The following is a 21908-nucleotide window of genomic DNA, read 5'->3' as shown; positions in this document are numbered from 1 at the left end:
AGAACCGACATGAATGCCATGACCAAAACCCTCCCCACCACCATGGCCGCCGTGCAGCTGATCGGGCACGGCGGGCCGGAAAAGCTCGTCTACCGCACCGACGTCAAAGTGCCCTCGCCCGCTCCGGGCGAGGTGCTGGTCAAGGTCACCGCTTGCGGCATGAACAACACCGATGTCTGGGTGCGCCAGGGCGCCTATGGCACTGAGGAGGATGCAGCCGCCGTCTCGACATGGCGGCGGCAAGGCAACACACTGACCTTCCCGCGCATCCAGGGCACCGACACGGTCGGCAACATCGTTGCCGTCGGCGACGGCGTGTCGCCGGCCCGCATCGGCGAGCGGGTGATGGTCGATTTCTCCATCTACAATCGCGACGACGATTCACTCGCCGACATCGACTATATGGGCCACGGCCGCGACGGCGGCTATGCCGAATACCAGACAGTGCCGGCCGAGAACGCCCATGTCGTCAGCACCGATCTGAGCGACGTCGAACTTGCCACTTTCTGCTGCGCCTATCTCACCGGCGAGCAGATGTTGGAACGCGCCGCATTGAAAGCCGGCGAGCGTGTGCTGGTCACCGGCGCCTCGGGCGGCGTCGGCTCCGGCATCGTGCAGCTGGCGCGGGCACGCGGCGCCATTCCCTATGCCGTTGCCGGCAAGGGCAAGGAACAGGCCGTGCGTGACATCGGGGCCGAGGCGGTGATCACCCGTGGCGTTGCCGATCTGCCGGCCGCCGTCAACGAGGCGACCGGCGGCCGGCCGATCGACGTGGTGGCCGACCTCGTCGGCGGCGCGATCTTCAACGACCTGCTGCGCATCCTCAGGCCGGAAGGCCGCTATACCACGGCTGGTGCAATTGCCGGCCCGGTCGTGCAGCTGGATCTGCGCACCATGTACCTGAAACAGCTCCAGCTGCATGGCTCGAGCCAGGGCACACGCGCGGATTTCCGCCGCATCGTGCGCTACATCGAGGAGAAGAAGATCCGGCCGCTGGTCGGCGGCGTCTACAAGCTGTCCGATTTTCATCGCGCCCAGGCCGATTTCATCGCCAAGGACTTCGTCGGCAAGCTGGTCGTCGTGCCGGACGCGGGCGGCGTCGCTAAATAGTGCGATCAGCTCTGTGATTCAACCTGTTTGGCGGCAGCCTCGAGCGACCGTTCAAACGCGTCGATCACCTGGTCGACCTGAGGCTCGGTGGTGATCAGCGGCGGGCAGAAAGCCAGCGCATCGCCCATATTGCGCGAGATGACGCCGTTCTGCTGCATGAACCCGTTGACGAGCCCGCCCAGCGCCCCGACCGTGTCCCACGGCGCCTTGTTCGGCTTGTCGCCGACCAGTTCGACCGCCGCGATCAGGCCGACGCCACGCACCTCGCCGACAAGCGGGTGCGAAGCGAGTGTGCGCAGCCGCTTCTGCATATGCGCACCGACTGTGCGCGCATTGCCGACAAGGTCGCGCTCCTCGATCAGCTTCAGGTTCTCGAGGGCGACTGCGGCCGCAACGGGATGGCCGCCGCCGGTGAAACCGTGGCCGAAGGTGCCGATACGATTGCTTTCATCAGCGATCGGCCCGAATACCTTTTCGTTGATCAGCAGGGCCGAGATCGGCAGATAGGACGAAGAGATCTGCTTCGACAGCACCATGATGTCAGGCCTGATGCCGAAGGTCTGCGAGCCGAACATCTCACCTGTTCGGCCAAAGCCGCAGATCACCTCGTCGGCGACGAGCAGGATGTCGTATCTCGACAGCACCGCCTGTATCTTCTCCCAGTAGCCGGCCGGCGGAACGATGACGCCGCCGGCGCCCATGATCGGTTCGCCGAAAAAGGCGGCGATGGTTTCCGGTCCTTCGGCCAGGATCAGCGTTTCCAGCTCGTCGGCGAGCCGCGTCGAAAACAGCTCTTCGCTTTCACCCGACAGCGCCTCGCGCCAATGGTGCGGCGTCGAGGTGTGCAGCACATTGGCAATCGGCAGGTCAAAGGAAGTGTGGTTGTTGGGCAGTCCGGTCAGGCTTGCCGAGGCGATGGTGACGCCGTGATAGCCCTTCTTGCGGCTGATGATCTTCTTGCGCGCCGGCTGGCCGAGCGCATTCGACCGGTACCAGATCATCTTCATGGCCGTATCGTTGGCCTCGGAACCGGAATTGGTGAAATACGCCTTGCTCATCGGCACCGGCGCCATCTGCACCAGTCTCTCGGCGAGATCGATCAGCGGCGAATGCGATTTGGAGCCGAAATCGTGATAGTAAGGCAGCTTCGACATTTGCCGTACTGCCGCATCGACCAGCCGCTTCTCCGAAAAACCGACCGCGACGCTCCAGAGCCCCGCCATCGCCTCGATATAGCGGTTGCCGCCAAGGTCCTCGACATAGATGCCGTCGCCCTTCTCGATGACGAGCGGCCCCGACTCCTGATGCTTGCGCGCATTCGTATAGCCATGCATGTGAAAGCTTATGTCGCGGGCTTCGGGTGAATTCGGTCGTGCGTCCATGACGGCTCCTGTGCTGCACGCGAAACAGTCCTGCCGCCGGTCCGGCTCAGAAGGTCCCCGTGCGTTATGCCTTTGATGCATCTTTCTCGAACGGTATAGTGTCAAGCGCTTTCGACAGGGCCAGCGGATGGGTGGACGCATGCAGAACTTCGGCTTGACCTAACCGTGGACCATGTCGACTGCATTGTCGCCGGCGCCGGTGTTGTAGGCCTGGCGATCGCGCGAGAGATGGCGCAGCGCGGCATCGATACGCTGGTCCTGGAAGCCGAGAACGCCATCGGCACCGGGACAAGCTCGCGCAATTCCGAGGTCATCCATGCCGGCCTCCACTATCCGGTTGGATCGCTGAAGGCCCGGTTCTGCGTGGCCGGCCGGGAAAGACTCTATCGCTATTGCGAGGAGCGGGCGATCCCGCACGCGCGCTGCGGCAAGCTCATCGTTGCCACAAATGCCGAACAGGAGCCGGTGCTCGCCTCAATCCGGGCCAATGCACGCGCTTGCGGCGCCGGCGACCTGGTGCCGTTGCGCGAAGCCGAGGCGCATGCGCTGGAGCCCAGCCTTAGGTGTACGGCAGCGTTGCTGTCGCCGGCCACCGGGATCATCGACAGCCATGCCCTGATGCTCGCCTTGCTGGCTGATGCCGAAGCGCACGGGGCGGCACTTAGTCTCAACACGCACATCGCCTCCGGCCGCATCGAAGCGGGCCGCGTCGTGCTCGAGACGGTGGACGCTGCCGGCGGCGAGCGCTTCGAAATCGCCACTCCGCGTTTCGTCAATGCCGCCGGGCTTGGCGCGGCAGCACTTGCAGGTTCGCTTGAAGGGCTCAATCAGCAATTCGTGCCTAAGCTCCATTATGCCAAGGGCAATTATTTTTCGGTGACCGGCCGGGCGCCGTTCTCGCGATTGGTCTATCCGGTGCCCGAACCCGGCGGGCTCGGTGTTCATCTGACGCTCGATCTCGACGGCGTCATCCGCTTCGGGCCGGACGTCGAATGGACCGATCAACTCGACTATCGCGTCGACCCAACTCGTGGCGAGCGCTTCTACAGCGAGATCCGCAAATACTGGCCGGAGCTGGCCGATGACAGCCTGCAGCCCGCTTACAGCGGCATCCGGCCAAAACTGTCCGGTCCCGGTGAGGCCAATGCCGACTTCGTCATCCAGGACGTGGCGGTGCACGGCGTGGATTGCCTGGTCAACCTGTTCGGCATCGAAAGCCCCGGCCTGACCTCCTGCCTGGCGATTGCCGACCATGTCGCGCAGTGCCTCGCGCCGAACTTGTAGCGTGCGGCGCCCGCGCAACGATCTGCACTGTATCAAGGCGCATTGCGTGAACTTTCAGGCGCAAGTCGCCTATGAGGCACATCGCGCACTTGCAGCCCGCTCCGCGCTCTGATTCCCTGCACTCTGGGCTGTCCTGATTCGCACTGGCCGGTTCAAAGTTTTCGCAGTGCGCCCGGGACAAGCTTCCAGCGACCACTCGGCGTATCCAGGGAGAACGGCAATGAACACCGCGACGAGGCCGGTAATCTCGGAGATGAGGCCCAAGATCACCGTCGTCGGGGTCGGCGGCGGCGGCGGCAACGCCGTCAACAACATGATCGCCGAAGGCCTGCAGGGCGCGGAATTCATCGTCGCCAACACCGATGCCCAGGCCCTTGCGATGTCGAAGGCAACGAGGCTGATCCAGTTGGGCGCTCATATCACCGAAGGTCTCGGCGCCGGTTCCCTGCCCGAGGTCGGCCGTGCCGCGGCCGTGGAATCCATCGACGAGATCATGGATCACCTTGCTGGAACGCATATGTGCTTCGTGACCGCCGGCATGGGAGGCGGGACCGGCACCGGTGCCGCGCCTGTTATAGCGCAGGCAGCACGGGCAGCCGGAATACTGACCGTCGCCGTCGTTACCAAGCCATTTGTCTTCGAAGGCAGGCGCCGCATGTACGCTGCCGACGAGGGCATCGAGCGCCTGCGCGAAAGCGCCGATACCGTCATCGTCATCCCCAACCAGAACCTGTTCAGGATCGCCGACGCCAGAACCACGTTCGCCGATGCCTTCGCCATGGCCGACCGGGTTCTTTACGCGGGTGTCGGCTGCATCACCGATCTGATCGTCAAGGAAGGCCTGATCAATCTCGACTTCGCCGATGTAAAGTCGGTGATGCGCGACATGGGCCGCGCCATGATGGGGACCGGCGAGGCCGCCGGAGAAGGCCGCGCCAAGAAGGCGGCGGAAGCGGCAATCGCCAACCCGCTGCTCGACGAAGCTTCGATGATGGGCGCCAAAGGCGTCCTTGTCTCGATATCGGGCGGCATGGACATGACGCTGTTCGAAGTCGACGAAGCCGCAACCCGCATCCGCGAGGAGGTCGACAACGATGCCGACATCATCGTCGGCGCCATCTTCGACAAGGCACTCGCCGGAAAATTCAGGGTATCGGTCGTGGCGACCGGCTTGCGGCGTGGCCTGGAGATTCCACTGCTTGCCGAACCGGAAGTTCGCATGAACTGAACGCGTATCGCTGACTACCAGCCTCGCGTCACCAGGGCCGCGCGCCGTCGATGACTTCCCATCAGCCGACGGTTGCTCGCGAGCTGTATCCGCTACTCAGGCCGCCCGAACGCTGCGCGCTCCACGCGCCCAGGCCGGCAGCCAATCGCCATGCGCAACCAGCAAATCGTCGACCAGCGACCATATCTGGTCGAGGTCGAGCTCAGCCGCCGTATGCGGGTCCATCATCGCCGCGTGATAGATGTGCTCGCGGTTTTCGGTCATCAGCGCCTGGACCGTCAGCTCCTGGACGTTGATATTGGTACGGATCAGCGCGGTGAGCTGCACCGGCAGCTCGCCGATGAAGGTGGGTTGAATGCCCGAGGCGTCAACGAGGCATGGCACCTCGGCCGCGCAATTATATGGCAACGACGTGATGCAGCCATTGTTGCGGACGTTGCCGTAGATCACCGACGGCTCGCCGGTCCAGACCGAGTTCATGATCGAGGACGCATATTCCTTCGACTGCTCCACTTCGATCTTGTCAGCCGAGCGATAGGCTTCCGCTTGCCCCTTCCAGCGTTCGATCTGCTCGATGCAGCGCTTCGGGTATTCGTCGAGCGGGATACCGAATTTCTCGATCAGATCGTCGCGCCCGTCCTTGATGAAATAGGGCGTGTATTCCGCGAAATGTTCGGAGCTCTCGGTGACGAAGTAGCCGAGGCGTTTCAGCATCTCGTAGCGCACCTTGTTCGGGCAGCGCGGATTCCATCCGGGCTTCGGTGCCCGCCCTTCGCTGTAGGCGCGCAGCAGATCCGGGTAGAGGTTGCGATAGGAGCCATCCGGCTGGCGATGCTCGAACTTCAGGTAGAAGGCCATGTGATTGATGCCGGCCGAGCGGTAGCGAATCTCCTCGTAGGGAATGTCGAGATCGTGCGCCAGTTCCATCGCTGTGCCTTGTACCGAATGGCAGAGGCCGACCTGCTTGATGTCGGGATATTTCTCCGCGATCGCCCAGGTGTTGATCGCCATCGGGTTGACATACTGCAGCATGATCGCCTGCGGGCAGATTGCGAGCATGTCCTCGCAGATCTTCCAGAGATGCGGCACGGTTCTCAAGCCGCGCATGATGCCGCCGACACCGAGCGTATCGGCGATGGTCTGGCGCAGACCGTATTTCTTCGGAACTTCGAAGTCGGTGACGGTGCAGGGCTCGTAGCCGCCGATCTGGAAGGCGACGACGACGAAATCGGCGCCCGCCAGCGCCTTGCGCTGGTCCGAATAGGTTTCGGCTTTGGCCTTCACGCCGAGCGTCGAGATCAGCTTGCCGACCACGATTGCGCTTTCCTCGAGCCGTTGCGGATTGATGTCCATCAGTGCGATCGTCGCGCCGGATAAGGCCGGACGCTGCAATATGTCGCCGACGATGTTCCTCATGAACACCGTCGAGCCAGCTCCGATGAAAGCGACCTTGGGATTTCTTGCCACAACGACCTCCGGCTTAAGCAATCAGGCTACCTCGAAAGCGGCCTTGACCAGCCGTTCGGTGTAAGCGGTTTTGGGATGGGACAGGACTTCGTCGACCGGCCCCTCTTCGACGATCTTGCCGTGCTGCATGACGATGACGCGGTGGCACAGCGCCCGAACGACCTTGAGGTCGTGCGAGATGAAGATGTAGCTCAGGCCCCGTTCGCGCTGCAGCTTGCGCAGCAATTCGATGATCTGCGCCTGGACGGAGAGATCCAGTGCCGATGTCGGCTCGTCGAGTACGATGAATTCCGGTTCGAGCGCGACGGCGCGGGCAATCGCAATACGCTGGCGCTGGCCGCCGGAAAACTCGTGCGGGAAGCGCGACAGGATATCGCCGGGCATGCCGGCGCTGATCAGCGCCTCGCGCACCCGCTCTATCCGATCGTTCCTGGTGGCGCCGATTCGGTTGACGACCAGCCCTTCCTCGATGATCTGGCCGATCGTCATGCGTGGGTTGAGCGACGAAAACGGATCCTGGAAGACGACCTGCATGCGCGACCGCAACGGCCGCATCTGCGAACGTGAACAGCCATGGATCGGCTGGCCATCGAAATAGATCTCGCCGCTGTCCGTGGTGTTGAGCCTGAGCAACGCCTCGCCGAAGGTGGTCTTGCCGGATCCGGATTCGCCGACGAGACCCAGCGTCTCGTGCCGCCGAAGGGTCAGGCTGAGACTGTCGACGGCGACGAGTTCGCGCAGGTCCGGCCTCATGAACGTGCCATGCCGCAGCATGAAGGAGACGCGCACATCCTTGGCTTCAAGAATGACGTCGGCGCCTTCGGGCAACGGATTTGCCTGGCCGCGCGGCTCGGAGGCAAGCAGGTGACAGGTGTAGGGATGCTGCGGATCGGCAAACAGCCTCTCCGTCACATTGTGCTCGCGCATCTCCCCATGCTGCATGACGTAGACATAGTCGGAGAACTGCCGCACCACGGTCAGGTCGTGCGTGATCAGGATCACCGCCATGCGCAGTTTCTTCTGCAGGTTTCGGATGAGATTGAGGATCTGCGCCTGAACCGTGACGTCGAGCGCCGTCGTCGGCTCATCGGCGATCAGCACATCGGGATCGTTGGCCAGCGCCATGGCGATCATCACACGCTGGCGTTGGCCGCCGGAAAGCTGGTGCGGGTATTGTTTCAGCCGCGCCTGGGGCTCAGGAATCTGTACCTGCTGCAGCAGCTCGAGCGCTCTTGCTTCGGCCTGCCTGCGGCTCATCTTGCGATGCACCCGTATCGCCTCGACGATCTGGCTGCCGATCGTGTAGATCGGGTTGAGCGAACTCATCGGCTCCTGAAAGATCATCGAGATGCGGTCGCCGCGCAGTTTGCGCCGCGCACGCTCGGAATATTTCAGGATGTTCGCCCCGTTGTATTCGACAGTCGATTTCGGCGACACGACCGCGCGTTTCGACAACAGTCCCATGACGGTGCGCGCCGTCACCGACTTGCCCGATCCCGACTCGCCGACAATGGCGATCGTCTCGCCGCGATAGAGCTGGAAGGAGATGTCCTTGACGGCTTCGATCATGCCGTGCTCGACCTTGAAATCGACGGCGATGTTGCGGGCATCGATGACCGGTTTTTCCGAACGGCCGTCATGGTCGAGCCGGACAGGCGGTGCGAAGGATTTGACGAGCGCGTGTTGCATCATGTCACGCTCAATACGGATCGACCGCATCGCGCAATCCATCGCCAAGCGCGTTGAACGCGAAGACGGTGACAAGCACGAAGCCGACCGGCGAGAGGATCCAGGGATAGGTGCCGATGACCGAATAGGTCGCGGTGTCCTGCAGCATCAGGCCCCAGGAGATCAGCGGCGGCTTCACCGCGAAGCCGAGAAAACCGAGGAAGGATTCGAGCAGGACGACGCTGGGGATCGCCAATGTGACGGCAACGATGACGTGGCTCATCACGTTTGGAAAAATGTGCTGCATGATGATGCGGCCATCTGTGGCGCCGACCGCCATCGCCGCACGGACGTAGTCGATCCGCGCCAGCGCCAAGGTCTTGCCGCGCACCTCGCGCGACATCTGCGCCCAGCCGAGCGCCGACATGACGACGATGACGAAGGCCAGGAAGACATTCGTCGGCGCCGTCACCGGAACAAGCGACGTCAGCGCCAGATAAAGCGGCAATTGCGGAAATGCGAGCACCAGTTCGACGAAGCGCTGGACCCAGACATCGAATGTGCCGCCGAAATAGCCCGACACCATGCCGACTGTCGTACCGATCACGGTGACGATGAAGACCACCGTCAATGCGATCATCAACGAGATGCGCGAACCATAGATCGCACGAGCCAGCACATCGCGGCCGAATTTGTCGGTGCCAAGGAAATGCACCGGCTGGCCGTCGGTCGAGCCGAAAAAGTGCCGGTTTGCGGGAAGCAGGCCGAGCAGTCTGTACTCCGCTCCCTTGACGAAGAAGCCGAGCAGCCGCGGATGGTCGTAGTCCGGCCCGACGACGGGTTGGAAGGTAACCGGGTCGAGGTCTTCCGAATCCGCCAGAGCATAGACGCGTGGCTGGAAGACGAAGTTGCCATCTTTGTCATGGAAGCTCATCATCTGCGGCGGGGCAAAGCCGACATCGGTCACCTTGGGATCCATCGGTGCGAAGAAGTCGGCGAACACCGCCAGCAGCACCAGAAACGCGACCAGGATGAGCCCGGCCATGCCGGTCCAGGACCGTTTCAGGCGGCGCCAGACGAGCGCGATGTAGCTCTCATTGCCGCGCGGCTTGATCTTGGCCGATTCCTCGGCAAGCGGCGGCAGCGAGGGCTCGAAGGCAAGCATCTCAGGACCCTGCATATTGGCGCACACGCGGGTCGAGCATAACGAGCAGCATGTCGGCGATGATGTTGCCAACGATCAGCGTTGCCGACAGCACCATCATGAAGGTCGCCGTGACATAGACGTCGCCAACCGCCATCGAGCCGACGATCGCCGGGCCAACGGTCGGCAGGGCAAAGATGATCGCCGTCTCGATCTCGCCGGTCAGCATATAGGGCAGCACCACGCCCTGATACATAACCAGCGGATGCAGCGCATTGGGCACCGCATGGCGCATGACGACCGCACCGCCGCTGAGGCCCTTGGCGCGAGCGGTCTCGACATACTGCGCGTTAAGCGTGTCGAGCAGATTGCCGCGCATCACCCGCATGTTGTAGGCGAGCCCGCCGAAGGTCGCGATGGCGACAACCGGCCAGACATGCCGGACGAGATCGACGAACTTCGCCCAGGACCACGGCGCCCCGCCAAATTGCGGCGAAAAGAAGCTGCCGATCTCGGAGACGTTAAACTGGAAGACCAGCAGATAGACGATGATCAGCGCCATCAGGAAGCGCGGTACCGTCATTCCGAGGAAGGAAATCGCTGACAGCGTACTGTCGATCCAGCTGTACTGTCTGGTCGCCGCCCAGATGCCGAAGCCGATGCCCAGCACCGATGCCAACAGGTGGCAGACAAGCGCAAGCAGCAGCGTGCGCGGCAGCCGCTCGCCCACCACGTCGGCGACGGGCTTGTTGTAATACAGGCTGTGGCCGAAATCGCCGCGGGTGATGATGCCGCCGATCCAGTTCAGGTATTGGAGCGGAACCGGCTTATCGAGGCCGTGCTCCACGCTGTAAGCCTTCGCCTGAGCATCGGCCTCGGCAAAGGAGGCTCCACCCTGGTTGATGAGCTGCAAGCGGATATAGTCGGCATAGTTACCCGGCGGTGCCTGGATGATCGCGAAGGTAACCACGCTCAAAATGGCGAGAACCGGTATTGCGGATGCTATGCGCATAAGCAGAAATCGCAGCATCGACCGTTTTGCTCCTCGCTCAGATTCTCAGTTATCCCTCACCGCTGGCTTTGTCCCGGCCGCGCCAGCAGCGCGGCCGGGAATTTTCAAGTCAGGGGAGGAAACTCAGTTCGTCGGACCCTTGTCCCCGGGCTTTCCGGGAAGCTGTTCGGGAAACAGCTCATATTTCTGCTGCTTGTCGGCGGCCACCCAGACCCGCTCGCGGACGATCGAGTCCTCGGCCCAGTTGAACATGAAGATTGGCGTTCCCTGCGGGATATTGGAGAAACGTTTGTTGATGATCAGCGCGCCGGGATATTCGGTGAGCCCGACGGTATAGACGTGTTCCGTCGAGATCTTCTGGAACTGCTTCATCAGGCTGGCCCTCTGGTCATTGTCCTGCGCCGAGACAAACTTGTTGACGATATCGACAAGGTCCTTCTCGAAGGGCATCAGATCTACCTGGCCGTTTTCCGGAGCGCGGTGGTTCCAGCTGGTGCGTGGGCCGACCGGCGCCAGTTGCTCGGTGTTCTGCACGACCGAGGTGAGTTCCGTTTCGTTGCGCCTTATCAGCCAGTCGAAGCGACCGGAGTAATTGGCCTGATCGCGCTGGGTACCGTTCAACCCGTTCAGGACAACGCGAATACCTAACTTCTCCATCTGACCGACGACGCCCTCCGCGAGGCTCTTGTCGGTGGTGTAATCGTTGTTGACGAGCATCACGATCTCGACATTCTTGCCGCCGGCGGTGCCGGCAGGAAAATTGACGAAGCCGTCGCCGTCCGTGTCCTTTAGGCCTGCCTTGGCGAGTTCCGCCTTGGCGCCTTCGAGATCGAAGGGGTAGTAGACCGTCGACTTCCGGTCGTAGAAGCTCGTGCCCGAGGAGAAGCCGCCGGGATAGATGGCAGTGAACGGACCCTTGACCAGCGAGTCGCCGAGCGCCTTGCGGTCGAGCGCCATGGTGACGCCCTTGCGGAAATCCTCGTTGCGGTTCAGCTCGCGTATCGCCTGTCCGCGCTCGTCGGGGTTACCCCAGCCATTGGCTGAGAAATTCATGCGCAGATTATAGCCGATCAGCCGCGGACCGAACGCAAGCCGTGCCGGCGCGTCCTTTTGTGCCGCGCGCTTCAGCGAGGCGACGAAGTTCTCCGGCTGCTCCAGATTGGAGAAGTCTCCCGCCCCCGATACCGCCTGAACGTCGCGGTCGGCCCAGGTCGACAATTTGTAGTGCAACTCGTTGAGATACGGCAGCTGGTTGCCCTTCTCGTCGACCTTCCAATAGTACGGATTGCGACGCATGACGATGATGTCGTCGGGGCGGTATGCCACCGGCACCCAGGCACCCATCACCGGCATGTTCATATATTCCGGCGGGAAGGCGTTCTTGAACTGCTCGTAGGTGTTCTTCGAATATTTCGGATGCTGCGGCTTGAGGATATGCGACGGGCCCGGACAGAAGGTGCCGTAAGCCATGGCGTAAAGGTATTGCTTCGGAAAGGCGTCCTTGAACGTCCACTCGACGGTGTAGTCGTCGATTTTCTTCAGCGTCGTGCCGACGCCGAAGGTCTCCTGCGTGGCACCGTTCAGCGGCGACACATTAGGGTCGATCACCTCGTCGTCCCAGTAGAACATCACATCGTCGGCGTTGAACGGAACGCCGTCCGACCATTTCGCGCCCTCGACCAGATGCATCGTCAGCGTGTGGCCGTCCTTGGACCAGTCCCAGCTCCTGGCGAGGTTCGGCAGCGGCTCCGTGTCCTTGGCCTCGACCTGGAACAGCGGCGCGGTGCGCGTCAGGCATTCGGAAAGGCCGATGTCGATGCCGCCCCAGCCCTGCGTCTGGCCGGCGCCATAGTTCCAGCCCTCCGGCCGGCCGCCGATGACATGACGCATCGTATCACCGTAGACACCGACGCCGTCCGGCATATTGCCGGTCTTGAAGACCAGCGGCTCCTTCGGTAACCGGTCCTTGACCGGCGGCAGCTTGCCTGCCTTGACGTATTTGTCGGTGACCCAATCGGGTTCGTGGTATTCCGGAAGTGCCTTGAACTCCAGGATGGAGTCGCGCGCGACGTACTTGATCTTTCCCTCGGCCGGAAATTGCGCGGGCACCGGCGGCACGGTCGGCTCGGATGCATACGCGTTCAGGGCCGAGGCCGAGACGCTAAGCGCCAGCCCGGCGAGAATGCCAATGTTTCGGAAATTCCTCATCGTCTCTCCTCCCTGTTGTTCAGGAGCGCGTTGACGCCGCTCCATTTCTCCTCGAACGAATGTACTTCCGGGTGCGGTGCCGAAAATTCCTCCCGAAAGCTTGCCGCGATCCGTCCTGGCGAAATTCAGACGGCCTGCTTGAGAGCCGTTTTTTCCGCACGTAGTTCCTCGATCGAACGGACGTCGCGCCGTGCCGCTCCGGCCCATTCACGGGTCTTGATCCTGGATTTCGAAAGCCGCTCCTTCGCGGCCGGCACCGCATCGGCATATTGAGGCAGCCAGCGGGCCTGGGCGACGACCATTTCGTCCACCATTTGCCAAACCTCTTCCGGCGTCGAAACCGCGCCGACCAGCGGATCGTGCAGGACGGCGAGCTTCAGCAGGTCGATATCGCCTGAGATCGCCGCATGAACCGACATGCGCTGGACGTTGATCGAGGAAGTGCAAGTGGCGGCGCAGGCCTCCGGCAGCGTGATGCCTGCAGCCATGTTGATGCCGAAGCGATCGACGAAGCCGGGCGACTCGATGATGGCGTCCTGCGGCAGGTTGGTGACGATGCCGTTGTTCTTGACGTTGAAATGGCCGCGATAAACGCGGTTCGTCTCCAGCGCCTCGAGAATGTGGCTGGCATGCTCGTTGGAGCGCTTGGCGGGGTCTATCGGCCTGGCGGCGGATTCCAGAAATTGCGGGAACTCCGTTTCGAACCAGTTGCGTGTTTCGGTCGAATAACGAAGGTAGCCGCCGGTCTCGCCGTGGATCCAGTCGGACATGTCTATCCAGCGGGTGATTTCGTCCGGCCGCTTGCGATACCAGGGCAGGTATTCGGAAAGATGGCCGTTGCTTTCGGTCGAATAGACGCCGAAGCGCTTCAGGACATCGATGCGCAGCTTTTCCTGCTGCGAATAGACCGGATGCGCCTCGAAGGCGGCAACCAGTTCGTCCTTACCGATCTTGCGGCCGTTGAGACGCAGGTCGATGAACCAGGTCTGATGATTGATGCCGGAGCAGATGTAGTCGAGCTCGGTGCGCGACTTGGCGCCGAGCACTTCGGCGATCTGGTCGGCGCCATGCTGGACGCCGTGGCAAAGGCCGACGGTATCGACCTTGCCATATTCGATCGCCGCCCAGGTGTTCATGGCCATCGGATTGGCGTAGTTTAGGAATTTCGCCCCAGGCTCGGCGACTTCGAGGATATCCTTGCAGAAATCGAGGATTACCGGAATGTTGCGCTGGCCATAGAGGATGCCGCCGGCGCAGATCGTGTCGCCGACGCACTGGTCGATGCCATACTTCAAGGGAATGCGGATGTCGTCCGCATAGGCTTCGAGACCGCCGACGCGAACGCAGCTGATAATGTAGCGGGCACCCTCGAGGGCGGCACGGCGGTCGGTCGTTGCCGTAACCTTGGTCGGCAGCCTGTTGAATTCGACGACCCTGTCGAGGATCGACTTGATCATCTGGAGGTTGCGTTCGCTGAGATCGGTCAGTGCGAATTCGACATCCCTGAATTCAGGAACGCACAAAATGTCGGTGAAGAGCTTCTTGGTGAACCCGACGCTTCCCGCACCGATAATAGCGATCTTGAAACTCATCAGCCTCACCTCGACCTGATCGAACGCTAGGGCAAAGGCGGCGAAAAGAGGCCTGGCCCGCCTGCCACATTATGCAGGCTGGAATCCGGCACTTCCTCCCATCCGCTCGTTGACCGCGGTTTCTTTTGCTTTTCTCGAGGGATTATGCGCCTAATTCGGCACGCGACCAGAGAAGGATTATGCTTTTAGGGGTAATTTTGTGCTGCGGAACTTGATCGACATCGGGCCGGCGGGCAGGACGGTATCGCTGCCGCGCGGGCGCCAGCGCCTACACACCATGCCGACAAGCACCGGCTATGAAGTGCGCGAGAACGAGGTCTACGACTGGGATGGGCGCAAGCGCGGCCAGACGCCGTTTACCGTGCTCCAGCATACGATCAGCGGCACCGGCCGATTGCGCTACGAGAACCGGAACTACCGCCTGCAAAAGGGCGACACTTTGCTGGTCCTCGTGCCGCACAACCACCGTTACTGGCTGGCCAAGGGCGAACGCTGGGAGTTCTTCTGGATATCGATGAACGGCGAGGAGGCACTGCGCATCCACAAGTCGATCCTTGCCGCCGTCGGTCCGGTGCTGCGGCTGCAGCCCTCGACGATCGATCATCTCACGGATTGCAGCGTACGCCTGATCACGGGCGCGGTCTCGCCGGGAGCCGCCTCGGCCGTCGCCTATGAAGCCGCCATGGCGCTCTACGACGATGTCTTCGGCTCGCATGCCGTCACCGACGACAAGAGCGCCATGCAGCCGGTCATCGACCACATCAGGGCCAATCTCGACAGGCCGCTCCGCGTTGCCGATCTCGCCGAGATCAGCGGCCTGAGCCGCGCGCATTTCTCGCGCTGCTTCGCCGAGAGCGAGGGACTTCCGCCCGCCGAATTCGTGCTGCAGCAGCGACTGCAGCGCGCGGCGAAGTTGCTGACGAAGGCCGATTTCCTGCCGGTCAAGGAGGTCGCCATCATGTGCGGCTTCGAGGATGCCAATTATTTTTCCAAGGTCTTCCGCCGCCTCTACGGCATCAACCCGACGCAATTCCGCACCAACGGAATGTATGCCAGCCTGGGAACCGCCCGATAGATTGGCCCCGCTTGGCACCAGGTGAGGGAACGCTTTTGCTTCCCCTCGGTTTAGGACAAGAGAGCCCGCTCGCCGCTGCCGCACCCCGCTCTGGTGGAGATCAGGCCACAGATATCAGGGGAGTGATCGATGAACAACCCCGATCCGAACAACCCGAATCCACTGCCGGACAATCCCAATCCGGAGCCGGCGCGGCCGCCTGCCCCGCCGGAGACTCCGCCGGGAGAACCTCCAGGCGTACCCCCGCCCTCGCCGGATCCAATTCCGACGCCGGATCAGGAGCCACTTGGAGTTCCTCCTGGCACGCCTTCCGAAATTCCTTCGGAACCGACCTTTCCCGGGCCGACCGCGTGAAGGCGGTCGGAGTGGAGGATGGGTGATTTGGCGGAGCGCTCGAAACGGGTCTTGCCATGGAACGTTTTGCGCTGGCGCTCATTCACCCTTCCATCACGAAATTCGGCGGCGGGCCCTGCAACCAACGGAGGTTAAAATGAAAGTTGGCAACTGCATGACAAAGGACGTCGAGATCGCCAGTCCGCAGCAAACCCTGCGCGATGCGGCAGAAATGATGGGTCGCCTCGACGCCGGCGCGATGCCGGTGGGCGAGAACGATCGACTTGTCGGCATGGTAACCGATCGCGACATCGCAATCCGCGGCGTCGCCCAAGGCAAGACACCTGACGCCAAGGTACGGGAAGTGATGAGTACCGAGGTCAGGTATTGCTTCGAAGACGAAGACGCGGAGGATGTTCTGCGCAACATGGCTGACCTGAAAGTGCGCCGCTTGCCAGTGCTAAACCGTGACAAGCGCCTGGTCGGCATCGTTTCGCTGGGCGACCTCGCCACCAACAGCGAGACCGCGACAGCAGGTGAAGCGCTGAGCGGCATCTCGCAACCCGGCGGCGAGCATTCGCAAACGATACACTGACGGCGCGCCACCGGCCGGCCTTTGCCACGACCGAACCGCCGGCTTGATAGACGCCGGTCTGCCGGCGAAACAGTTCAGAGGCGAATTGGACTCAACCCGACGAGGAGCAAGCCATGATTACTATGAAGGCCGTCCGTATCCACGATTTTGGTGGACCGGAGGTTCTTTCGCTGGACGCGGTTCCGTTGCCTCAGCCCCATGACGACGAGGTCACGCTCAAGGTCTACGCGGCAAGCGTCAATCCCGTCGACTACAAGGTTCGCAAGGGCTCTTCGGGCGCGGATCTGCCCGTCACGCTCGGCCGCGACGTGTCCGGCGTGGTGGAACTGTGCGGCACGCGAGCCCATACGCTGAAGAAGGGCGATCCGCTATATGCCATGCTCGGCAACGACCGCGGCGGCAACGCCGAATATGTCGTCGTCAAGGCAACGGAGGCGGCGGCGAAGCCGCAACGCTTAAGCCACGCCGAAGCCGCCGCGGTGCCACTTGCGGGCCTTACCGCGTGGCAAGGCCTTTTCGATCACGGCGGCCTCAAATCCGGGCAGCGGGTCCTTATCCATGGCGGCGCCGGCGGCGTCGGTCATCTGGCGGTGCAGTTCGCAAAGGCCGCGGGCGCGTTTGTCGCGACGACCGTGTCCGCGCAGGATTTCGATTTCGTTCGCGGGCTTGGCGCCGACCAGGCGGTCGACTACAAGAACCAGAGCTTCGAGGAGGTTGTCAAGGACGTCGACCTCGTCTTCGACCTGGTAGCGGGTGAAACACAGGACCGCTCGTGGGACGTGCTCAAACCCGGGGGGACGCTCGTCTCAACGCTTTCCGAACCGTCGGCGGAGAAGGCCCGCCTGCATCGGGCTCGCGGCGTTTCCTATTTGACCAAGCCTAACGCGGCGCAGCTTGCCGAGATCAGCCGCCTCATCGACGCCGGGAAGGTCAGGCCATTCGTGCAGGCAATCTATCCTCTTGAGGAAGTCGCCAGGGCCGAGGAACAGCTCGAGAAGCAGCACACGCGCGGCAAGATTGTGCTTCAGGTAGCTGCCTGAGCACTCGCCGAACAACAGGCCGCAGGCGAGTTTGCGGAGCGCTCGGACACAGGCCGTTTTCTGCCGTCCAGAAGCCCGGCGGCCGAGAGTTTGACACAGGACGGCCCGCCGGGCCTGGCCGGCTTAGGCAGATGCCGGTTGAAGCAGCATGCGCCGGGTTTGCCGGGATGCGCAAATCAAACAAATCAAGGAGATGCAACGGATTGTGAGGCACGTCACGACGACACCGTCGCACGGCCGTCGTCAGTTAACTGCGAAGCGAAGGGCACAGCGTTTACCGACAGGCGGGCTAGGTTCCTACCGGCCGCAAGCCGCAAAAAACCGCTTCAAACTGTGGGAAACCGGCGATAGGTTCGAACCATGTCTCAACCCGCCAATCCGATCTCCATTGCCCGTCGCGATCAGATGTTTCCAGCGCTGGCTGAGGCGGACCTGGACCGCATCGGCCGTTTCGGCGAAGCCGTGTCCTATGCCGCAGGCGAACAGATCGTTAAAGCCGGCGAGCTGGCGCCCGGTCTGATCGTGGTCCTGTCCGGCAAGGTGGATATCATCCAGGGGAGCAGCTTCGGCCGGCGCGAAACAATCGTCACGCACGGTGCAGGCAATTTCGTCGGCGAGTTGGCGCAGCTTTCAGCCCGGCCCTCACTGGTGGATGTGGAGGCGATCGAGCCGGTCGAGGCGCTCGTCATCCCCTCGCAAAGGCTGAGGGACCTGATGGTGCAGGAAGCAAACCTCGGCGAGCGCATCATGCGGGCGCTGATCCTGCGCCGTGTCGGCCTGCTCGAGAGCGGCACAGCCGGCCCGATCATTGTCGGACCGGTCGACAGCGGCGACGTATTGCGGCTGCAAGGTTTTCTGGCTCGCAGCGGTCAGCCGCATCGCGTTCTCGATTCGGCTGCCGATCCCTGCGCCAGGACCCTGATCGAACGCTTCCATGTCGATATCCACCATTTGCCGATCGTGCTTTGTCCAAACGGCAAGCTGCTGCTCAACCCCGGAGAGAACGAGCTTGCCCGCTGCATCGGCCTGGTGAGGCCGATCGACGCCGGCAAGCTGTACGACGTGGCCATTGTCGGCGCCGGACCGGCCGGCCTCGCTGCGGCCGTCTACGCGGCTTCCGAAGGGTTGTCGACGATCGTGCTCGATTGCCGTGCCTTCGGCGGACAGGCGGGTGCCTCCTCGCGCATCGAGAACTACCTCGGTTTTCCGACCGGCATTTCGGGAATGGCGCTGATGGCGCGCGCTTACAACCAGGCGCAGAAATTCGGCGTCGAGATGGTGATACCGGACGAGGCGAAGCTGCTGGGCAGCGCAAGCGACAGGTCCGGTGCCCACTACACGCTCGCCGTCGGCGGCGGGGAGACCGTGCGGGCACGGTCGGTGGTGATCGCCAGCGGAGCGCGCTATCGCCGCCTCGACATGGCAAACCTGGCGCAATTCGAGGGAACCTCCGTGCATTACTGGGCTTCGCCGATCGAAGCGCGGCTTTGCGCCGGGCAAGAGGTAGCCCTGGTCGGCGCCGGCAATTCGGCTGGACAGGCTGCTGTCTATTTGGCGGCGCATGTGAAGAAGGTATGGCTGCTGGCGCGCGGCAGCAGCCTGGATGCGAGCATGTCGCGCTATCTGGTGGAGCGCGTCAGCGCACAGCCGAACATCGAAGTGCTGGCTGAGACGCAGATCACGGCGCTGGAAGGCGCCGACGGCACTCTTGGCAAAGTGCGCTGGCGCAACCGCGACACCGAGACAACACGTCCGATCCGCCACCTCTTCCTGTTCATCGGCGCCGATCCGAACACCGACTGGCTGGCGCAATGCGGCGTGGCGTTGGACATGAAGGGCTTCGTTCGCACCGGGCCTGACATTGGCCAGGAACGTGGTGCACTGGAGACGAACCGCGGCGGCGTGTTCGCCATCGGCGACGTGCGCTCAGGCTCGATCAAGCGCGTCGCCGCTGCCGTCGGCGAAGGCGCCCAGGTGGTTGCGGCGCTGCATGCATATCTCGCGCGAAACGGCAGCCTAGCCGTGGCGCCACAATTGGTCAGGAGCGTATGATGGCAGACGAATGCAGGCACGCCGGGGACATTCGCGACGTGACGCCGAGCGCGCTCGGCTGCGAGGAATGCCTGAAGAGCGGTTCGCAGTGGGTGCATCTGCGGCTCTGCCGCACATGCGGTCACGTTGGCTGCTGCGACGACTCGCCCAACCGTCATGCCACCAAGCATTTTCGGGCAACCGGCCATCCTGTCATCGAAGGCTACGATCCGCCGGAAGGCTGGGGATGGTGCTACATCGACGAAATCTTCCTCGACCTCGGCGACCGCACCACGCCGCAAAACGGACCGATACCGCGCTTCATTTGAGCTTTTTTGCCAGCGGACCGCTCGAGCAATTCCAGGAAAAGTGTGAACGGTTTTCGTCCGCAATTGCGTCAAAAAAGATGGAGCTGTTCGGCGTTTCCGTGAAGAACCGTTCTAGTCCAGGGCTGCTTCGGCCGGAGGGGGCGTATCGCGTCCCTTTGGTGGTGCCGATGACCGCTCGCGCATTTGCCTGACGGTCTGGAGGACACGATCGGCAAGAGATGCAAGCGCACCCTGTGCCGTGCGCGTCCCGATGACGGATTCCAACGTAACCGCCTGCGTTGAGAATTTGTGTTTGAACGACTCTGCTCCACAGAGGAAATCGACCATGCTCAAGCCGTGATCGATCGACCACTGCACGTAATCCATCAACAGGATCACACCCGGCGACGCCCGGGCGAAATCCGGATCGAATGTCGTCACGAAGGCCATCATTACGTCGTGCTGGACGAAGTTGATCGACACCGCGACCATCACGCCATTGCATTCGAGGACGAAGATATGCAGCACGCCGGCGCGCGCCAACGCATCGACGAGCGCGGCGAGTACCGGCACGCCCTCTTCGAACAGGTCTGACTCACGCATGCGCTCGGTCAGCCATTTCCGCTTCAAGGCCGCGAGGCGCTCCAGTACCGGTTGCAGCGGCTCGTCGGGGGCAAGCAGGCGAAATCTCACCTCTCCGGTTTCTTCCAGCGCTTTGATGCCGCGCCGATAGTTTTGGCGCGTCTTTTTCGACTGGTCCGCGAACCATGCCGCTCCGCTTTCCCATTGTCCGGCAACGCGATAGCTGACTTCCGTTCGGTGAAAGTGACGAAGCCTGATGGCGCCGAAAGCTCCCGGCGTGAAAATTTTGCGGGCCGCCGCATCCGGCGAGAGACGACTGATCAAGGCAAGATCGAAGCCACCTGCATCGCAGAGTTGAGTCCATAGCTCCTGCAGCGCCGATAACGAGCATTCCGGAGCAACGAGAATATCCCCATAGTCGGTATAGCTGCCGGCCGCCCATTCGAGAAACCGCAGCCCCCTGCGCCTGCCGATCGCCAGCGGAACGACAGCAACGAGTTTCTCGCCCTTCCAGACCAGGCCGATCCGCAACGCGCGCTGGTCACGGCGTTGTACAGTACTCCACCATGCCGAAATCCAGGCATGGCTTTGAAAGATCAGCCCGTCGGTACGATGCCAAAGGTCCATCCAAGCGGCTTCGACCGCAGCCAGACGATCCGCCGAACGGACGATTTCCAGGCGCTCCGCGCCTAGGACGTCGATGGAAACAACAGTGTTCATGAAGGAGAACTGTCCTGTGGCTGCGCGACTACATTGGGCCGCCTGTGAAACAGTCGCATGACATGCCTTGCCATCTTCTTGAGCGGCAGGATGTAGAGCCCAAAGAGCGACTGATAATCGCGCACATCGCGATCGATCAGGCCAAATTTCAGGTCTTCATCCGGTTCCGGGACAAATTGCGTTCCGAACAGACGATCCCAGAACGAAAAAAGCAGGCCGAAATTCTTGTCATAATGACGAGGGTCGATGCTGTGATGCACCTGGTGCCAGTGCGGACACAGGATGATGTTGTTCAACGGGCCGAACGAGATCTTGAGATGCGTATGACGAACAAAGTCCATCATCAGGATGTTACGGATGACGTAGACGTTGATGCCGAAGATAGCGACCTCTACCGGATCGAGTGCGATCAGGCTCCAGATACCGAAGCAGATGCCCGGGATGACGCCATCCCACATACGGTTCATCAGATCGTCCAGCGGATGAACCCGGTCCTTGGTGATCCCCACCATCACCTCGGCCGAATGATGCACCTTGTGCAATTCCCACAGGAACGGGAAGCGGTGCTGGGCGACGTGGTAGAGGTAGTATGAAATATCATAGGCGACCAGCATGGTTGCGGTGAAGATGACGATCGTCACCGGTCCCGCCGGGCCGCCGAGAAGCGGCGCGTGAATGTTAAGGAGCCAGCCGATTGCCTCGCGTGTGCCATAGCCCATGGCGACGACGAAGGTGACGCCGGCGGGAATAAGCAGGAAAGGCATCATCGCCCGTTTCGTGATCCAGAACAGGGCGTCGGCTCGCGCCGACGGGTGCAGGATGATTTCCTGGGGGAAGGCGAAGTCGAAAAAATCCCTGAGGGACTTATGTTCGGCAGTTCGCCAGTAGGCGATCACCGCGCTGCCCAGTGCGGTGAGGAGAAGCAGGCCGAGCGTGGTCAGACTGACGTTCGAAAGCTTTTCCACAATCGCTCTGGCAAATTCGGAAAACATCGTTGCAGCGGCTCCTGGTCTAAAAAGGCAGTCTGGGGTTGCAAGCAGGCGATCTGGCGAATAGCAAAGCACAAAATTCCCGCCAAACTTGCTACGCCGCCTGCAACCAGTGGCTGTTGCGGACGCAGCGGGCAAAG

At 62.1% G+C, this 21908-nt stretch carries 17 protein-coding genes; 8 read left to right on the top strand and 9 right to left on the bottom strand.

The annotated features are described in order from the left end of the window. The first annotated feature begins 9 nt into the window (after window positions 1-9). Window positions 10-1110 carry an alcohol dehydrogenase family protein gene (locus NKJ13_RS19715; RefSeq protein ID WP_352737339.1) on the top strand — a complete coding sequence of 367 codons (1101 nt, stop codon included), beginning with the start codon at window positions 10-12 and terminating at the stop codon, window positions 1108-1110. A gap of 5 nt (window positions 1111-1115) precedes the next feature. On the opposite strand, the gene NKJ13_RS19710 is transcribed toward NKJ13_RS19715, so the two are convergent. Continuing rightward, window positions 1116-2492: an aspartate aminotransferase family protein gene (locus NKJ13_RS19710; protein WP_352737338.1), complete on the bottom strand. Its 1377-nt coding sequence runs from the start codon at window positions 2490-2492 to the stop codon at window positions 1116-1118. Window positions 2493-2657: 165 nt separating this feature from the next. Between NKJ13_RS19710 and NKJ13_RS19705 the strand changes: the two genes are divergently transcribed. Both NKJ13_RS19705 and ftsZ read left to right on the top strand, forming a co-directional pair. Continuing rightward, window positions 2658-3776, top strand: a complete 1119-nt coding sequence (locus NKJ13_RS19705) for an NAD(P)/FAD-dependent oxidoreductase (RefSeq protein ID WP_352737337.1) — start codon at window positions 2658-2660, stop codon at window positions 3774-3776. 220 nt (window positions 3777-3996) lie between these two features. Continuing rightward, on the top strand, window positions 3997-5004 hold the full coding sequence (gene ftsZ / locus NKJ13_RS19700) for a cell division protein FtsZ (RefSeq protein ID WP_023677189.1): 1008 nt from the start codon (window positions 3997-3999) through the stop codon (window positions 5002-5004). A 96-nt stretch (window positions 5005-5100) separates the two neighbouring features. On the opposite strand, the gene NKJ13_RS19695 is transcribed toward ftsZ, so the two are convergent. The 6 genes from NKJ13_RS19695 to NKJ13_RS19670 form a co-directional block, all read right to left on the bottom strand. After that, window positions 5101-6471, bottom strand: a complete 1371-nt coding sequence (locus tag NKJ13_RS19695; protein WP_352737336.1) for an alpha-glucosidase/alpha-galactosidase — start codon at window positions 6469-6471, stop codon at window positions 5101-5103. A 21-nt stretch (window positions 6472-6492) separates the two neighbouring features. Continuing rightward, window positions 6493-8160, bottom strand: coding sequence for an ABC transporter ATP-binding protein (locus NKJ13_RS19690; protein WP_352475744.1), 1668 nt, complete (start codon window positions 8158-8160; stop codon window positions 6493-6495). Between the two features lie 10 nt (window positions 8161-8170). Beyond that, a complete protein-coding gene (locus NKJ13_RS19685; protein WP_292653801.1) occupies window positions 8171-9304 on the bottom strand; it encodes an ABC transporter permease in 1134 nt (377 codons plus the stop codon). Window position 9305: 1 nt separating this feature from the next. After that, complete coding sequence (locus tag NKJ13_RS19680; protein ID WP_352650414.1) at window positions 9306-10313, bottom strand: ABC transporter permease; 1008 nt, start codon at window positions 10311-10313, stop codon at window positions 9306-9308. Window positions 10314-10418: 105 nt separating this feature from the next. Next, complete coding sequence (locus NKJ13_RS19675) at window positions 10419-12503, bottom strand: ABC transporter substrate-binding protein (protein ID WP_254819492.1); 2085 nt, start codon at window positions 12501-12503, stop codon at window positions 10419-10421. Window positions 12504-12628: 125 nt separating this feature from the next. Next, on the bottom strand, window positions 12629-14095 hold the full coding sequence (locus tag NKJ13_RS19670) for an alpha-glucosidase/alpha-galactosidase (RefSeq protein ID WP_254819493.1): 1467 nt from the start codon (window positions 14093-14095) through the stop codon (window positions 12629-12631). 277 nt (window positions 14096-14372) lie between these two features. Here NKJ13_RS19670 and NKJ13_RS19665 point away from each other — a divergent pair, with 277 nt between their 5' ends. The 5 genes from NKJ13_RS19665 (at window position 14373) to NKJ13_RS19645 (ending at window position 19498) form a co-directional block, all read left to right on the top strand. Then, window positions 14373-15170: an AraC family transcriptional regulator gene (locus NKJ13_RS19665; RefSeq protein WP_352778043.1), complete on the top strand. Its 798-nt coding sequence runs from the start codon at window positions 14373-14375 to the stop codon at window positions 15168-15170. Between the two features lie 490 nt (window positions 15171-15660). Next, window positions 15661-16098 (top strand): CBS domain-containing protein, encoded by a 438-nt coding sequence (locus tag NKJ13_RS19660; RefSeq protein WP_352472517.1) that lies wholly within the window; start codon window positions 15661-15663, stop codon window positions 16096-16098. A 113-nt stretch (window positions 16099-16211) separates the two neighbouring features. Continuing rightward, the gene (locus NKJ13_RS19655) at window positions 16212-17138 is read left to right on the top strand and encodes an NADP-dependent oxidoreductase (RefSeq protein ID WP_352737335.1); all 927 of its coding nucleotides are present in this window, start codon (window positions 16212-16214) and stop codon (window positions 17136-17138) included. Window positions 17139-17498: 360 nt separating this feature from the next. Further along, window positions 17499-19190: an FAD-dependent oxidoreductase gene (locus NKJ13_RS19650; protein WP_352737334.1), complete on the top strand. Its 1692-nt coding sequence runs from the start codon at window positions 17499-17501 to the stop codon at window positions 19188-19190. Then, window positions 19187-19498, top strand: coding sequence for a UBP-type zinc finger domain-containing protein (locus NKJ13_RS19645; protein WP_036238601.1), 312 nt, complete (start codon window positions 19187-19189; stop codon window positions 19496-19498). The genes NKJ13_RS19650 and NKJ13_RS19645 overlap by 4 nt, the downstream gene beginning before the upstream one ends. A 111-nt stretch (window positions 19499-19609) precedes the next feature. Here NKJ13_RS19645 and NKJ13_RS19640 read toward each other — a convergent pair whose 3' ends face one another. Continuing rightward, the gene (locus NKJ13_RS19640) at window positions 19610-20779 is read right to left on the bottom strand and encodes a GNAT family N-acetyltransferase (RefSeq protein WP_352737333.1); all 1170 of its coding nucleotides are present in this window, start codon (window positions 20777-20779) and stop codon (window positions 19610-19612) included. Then, window positions 20776-21771, bottom strand: a complete 996-nt coding sequence (locus NKJ13_RS19635) for a sterol desaturase family protein (RefSeq protein WP_352737332.1) — start codon at window positions 21769-21771, stop codon at window positions 20776-20778. Before NKJ13_RS19635 ends, NKJ13_RS19640 begins: the two co-directional genes overlap by 4 nt. Window positions 21772-21908 lie beyond the last annotated feature (137 nt).

The organism is Mesorhizobium sp. M0174, assembly GCF_040322275.1.
GTDB lineage: Bacteria > Pseudomonadota > Alphaproteobacteria > Rhizobiales > Rhizobiaceae > Mesorhizobium.
The sequence above is the reverse complement of the archived record's forward strand: the minus strand, read 5'-3'. Positions and strand labels throughout refer to the sequence as shown.

What these genes read in the sequence shown, in the direction of transcription:
- NKJ13_RS19670 (WP_254819493.1), bottom strand. Translation starts at nt 14,095, where the DNA reads ATGAGTTTCAAGATCGCTATTATCGGTGCGGGAAGCGTCGGGTTCACC.
- NKJ13_RS19645 (WP_036238601.1), top strand. Translation starts at nt 19,187, where the DNA reads ATGATGGCAGACGAATGCAGGCACGCCGGGGACATTCGCGACGTGACG.
- NKJ13_RS19685 (WP_292653801.1), bottom strand. Translation starts at nt 9,304, where the DNA reads ATGCTTGCCTTCGAGCCCTCGCTGCCGCCGCTTGCCGAGGAATCGGCC.
- NKJ13_RS19715 (WP_352737339.1), top strand. Translation starts at nt 10, where the DNA reads ATGAATGCCATGACCAAAACCCTCCCCACCACCATGGCCGCCGTGCAG.
- NKJ13_RS19665 (WP_352778043.1), top strand. Translation starts at nt 14,373, where the DNA reads ATGCCGACAAGCACCGGCTATGAAGTGCGCGAGAACGAGGTCTACGAC.
- NKJ13_RS19655 (WP_352737335.1), top strand. Translation starts at nt 16,212, where the DNA reads ATGATTACTATGAAGGCCGTCCGTATCCACGATTTTGGTGGACCGGAG.
- ftsZ (WP_023677189.1), top strand. Translation starts at nt 3,997, where the DNA reads ATGAACACCGCGACGAGGCCGGTAATCTCGGAGATGAGGCCCAAGATC.
- NKJ13_RS19675 (WP_254819492.1), bottom strand. Translation starts at nt 12,503, where the DNA reads ATGAGGAATTTCCGAAACATTGGCATTCTCGCCGGGCTGGCGCTTAGC.
- NKJ13_RS19660 (WP_352472517.1), top strand. Translation starts at nt 15,661, where the DNA reads ATGAAAGTTGGCAACTGCATGACAAAGGACGTCGAGATCGCCAGTCCG.
- NKJ13_RS19640 (WP_352737333.1), bottom strand. Translation starts at nt 20,779, where the DNA reads ATGAACACTGTTGTTTCCATCGACGTCCTAGGCGCGGAGCGCCTGGAA.
- NKJ13_RS19650 (WP_352737334.1), top strand. Translation starts at nt 17,499, where the DNA reads ATGTCTCAACCCGCCAATCCGATCTCCATTGCCCGTCGCGATCAGATG.
- NKJ13_RS19690 (WP_352475744.1), bottom strand. Translation starts at nt 8,160, where the DNA reads ATGCAACACGCGCTCGTCAAATCCTTCGCACCGCCTGTCCGGCTCGAC.
- NKJ13_RS19680 (WP_352650414.1), bottom strand. Translation starts at nt 10,313, where the DNA reads ATGCTGCGATTTCTGCTTATGCGCATAGCATCCGCAATACCGGTTCTC.
- NKJ13_RS19635 (WP_352737332.1), bottom strand. Translation starts at nt 21,771, where the DNA reads ATGTTTTCCGAATTTGCCAGAGCGATTGTGGAAAAGCTTTCGAACGTC.
- NKJ13_RS19710 (WP_352737338.1), bottom strand. Translation starts at nt 2,492, where the DNA reads ATGGACGCACGACCGAATTCACCCGAAGCCCGCGACATAAGCTTTCAC.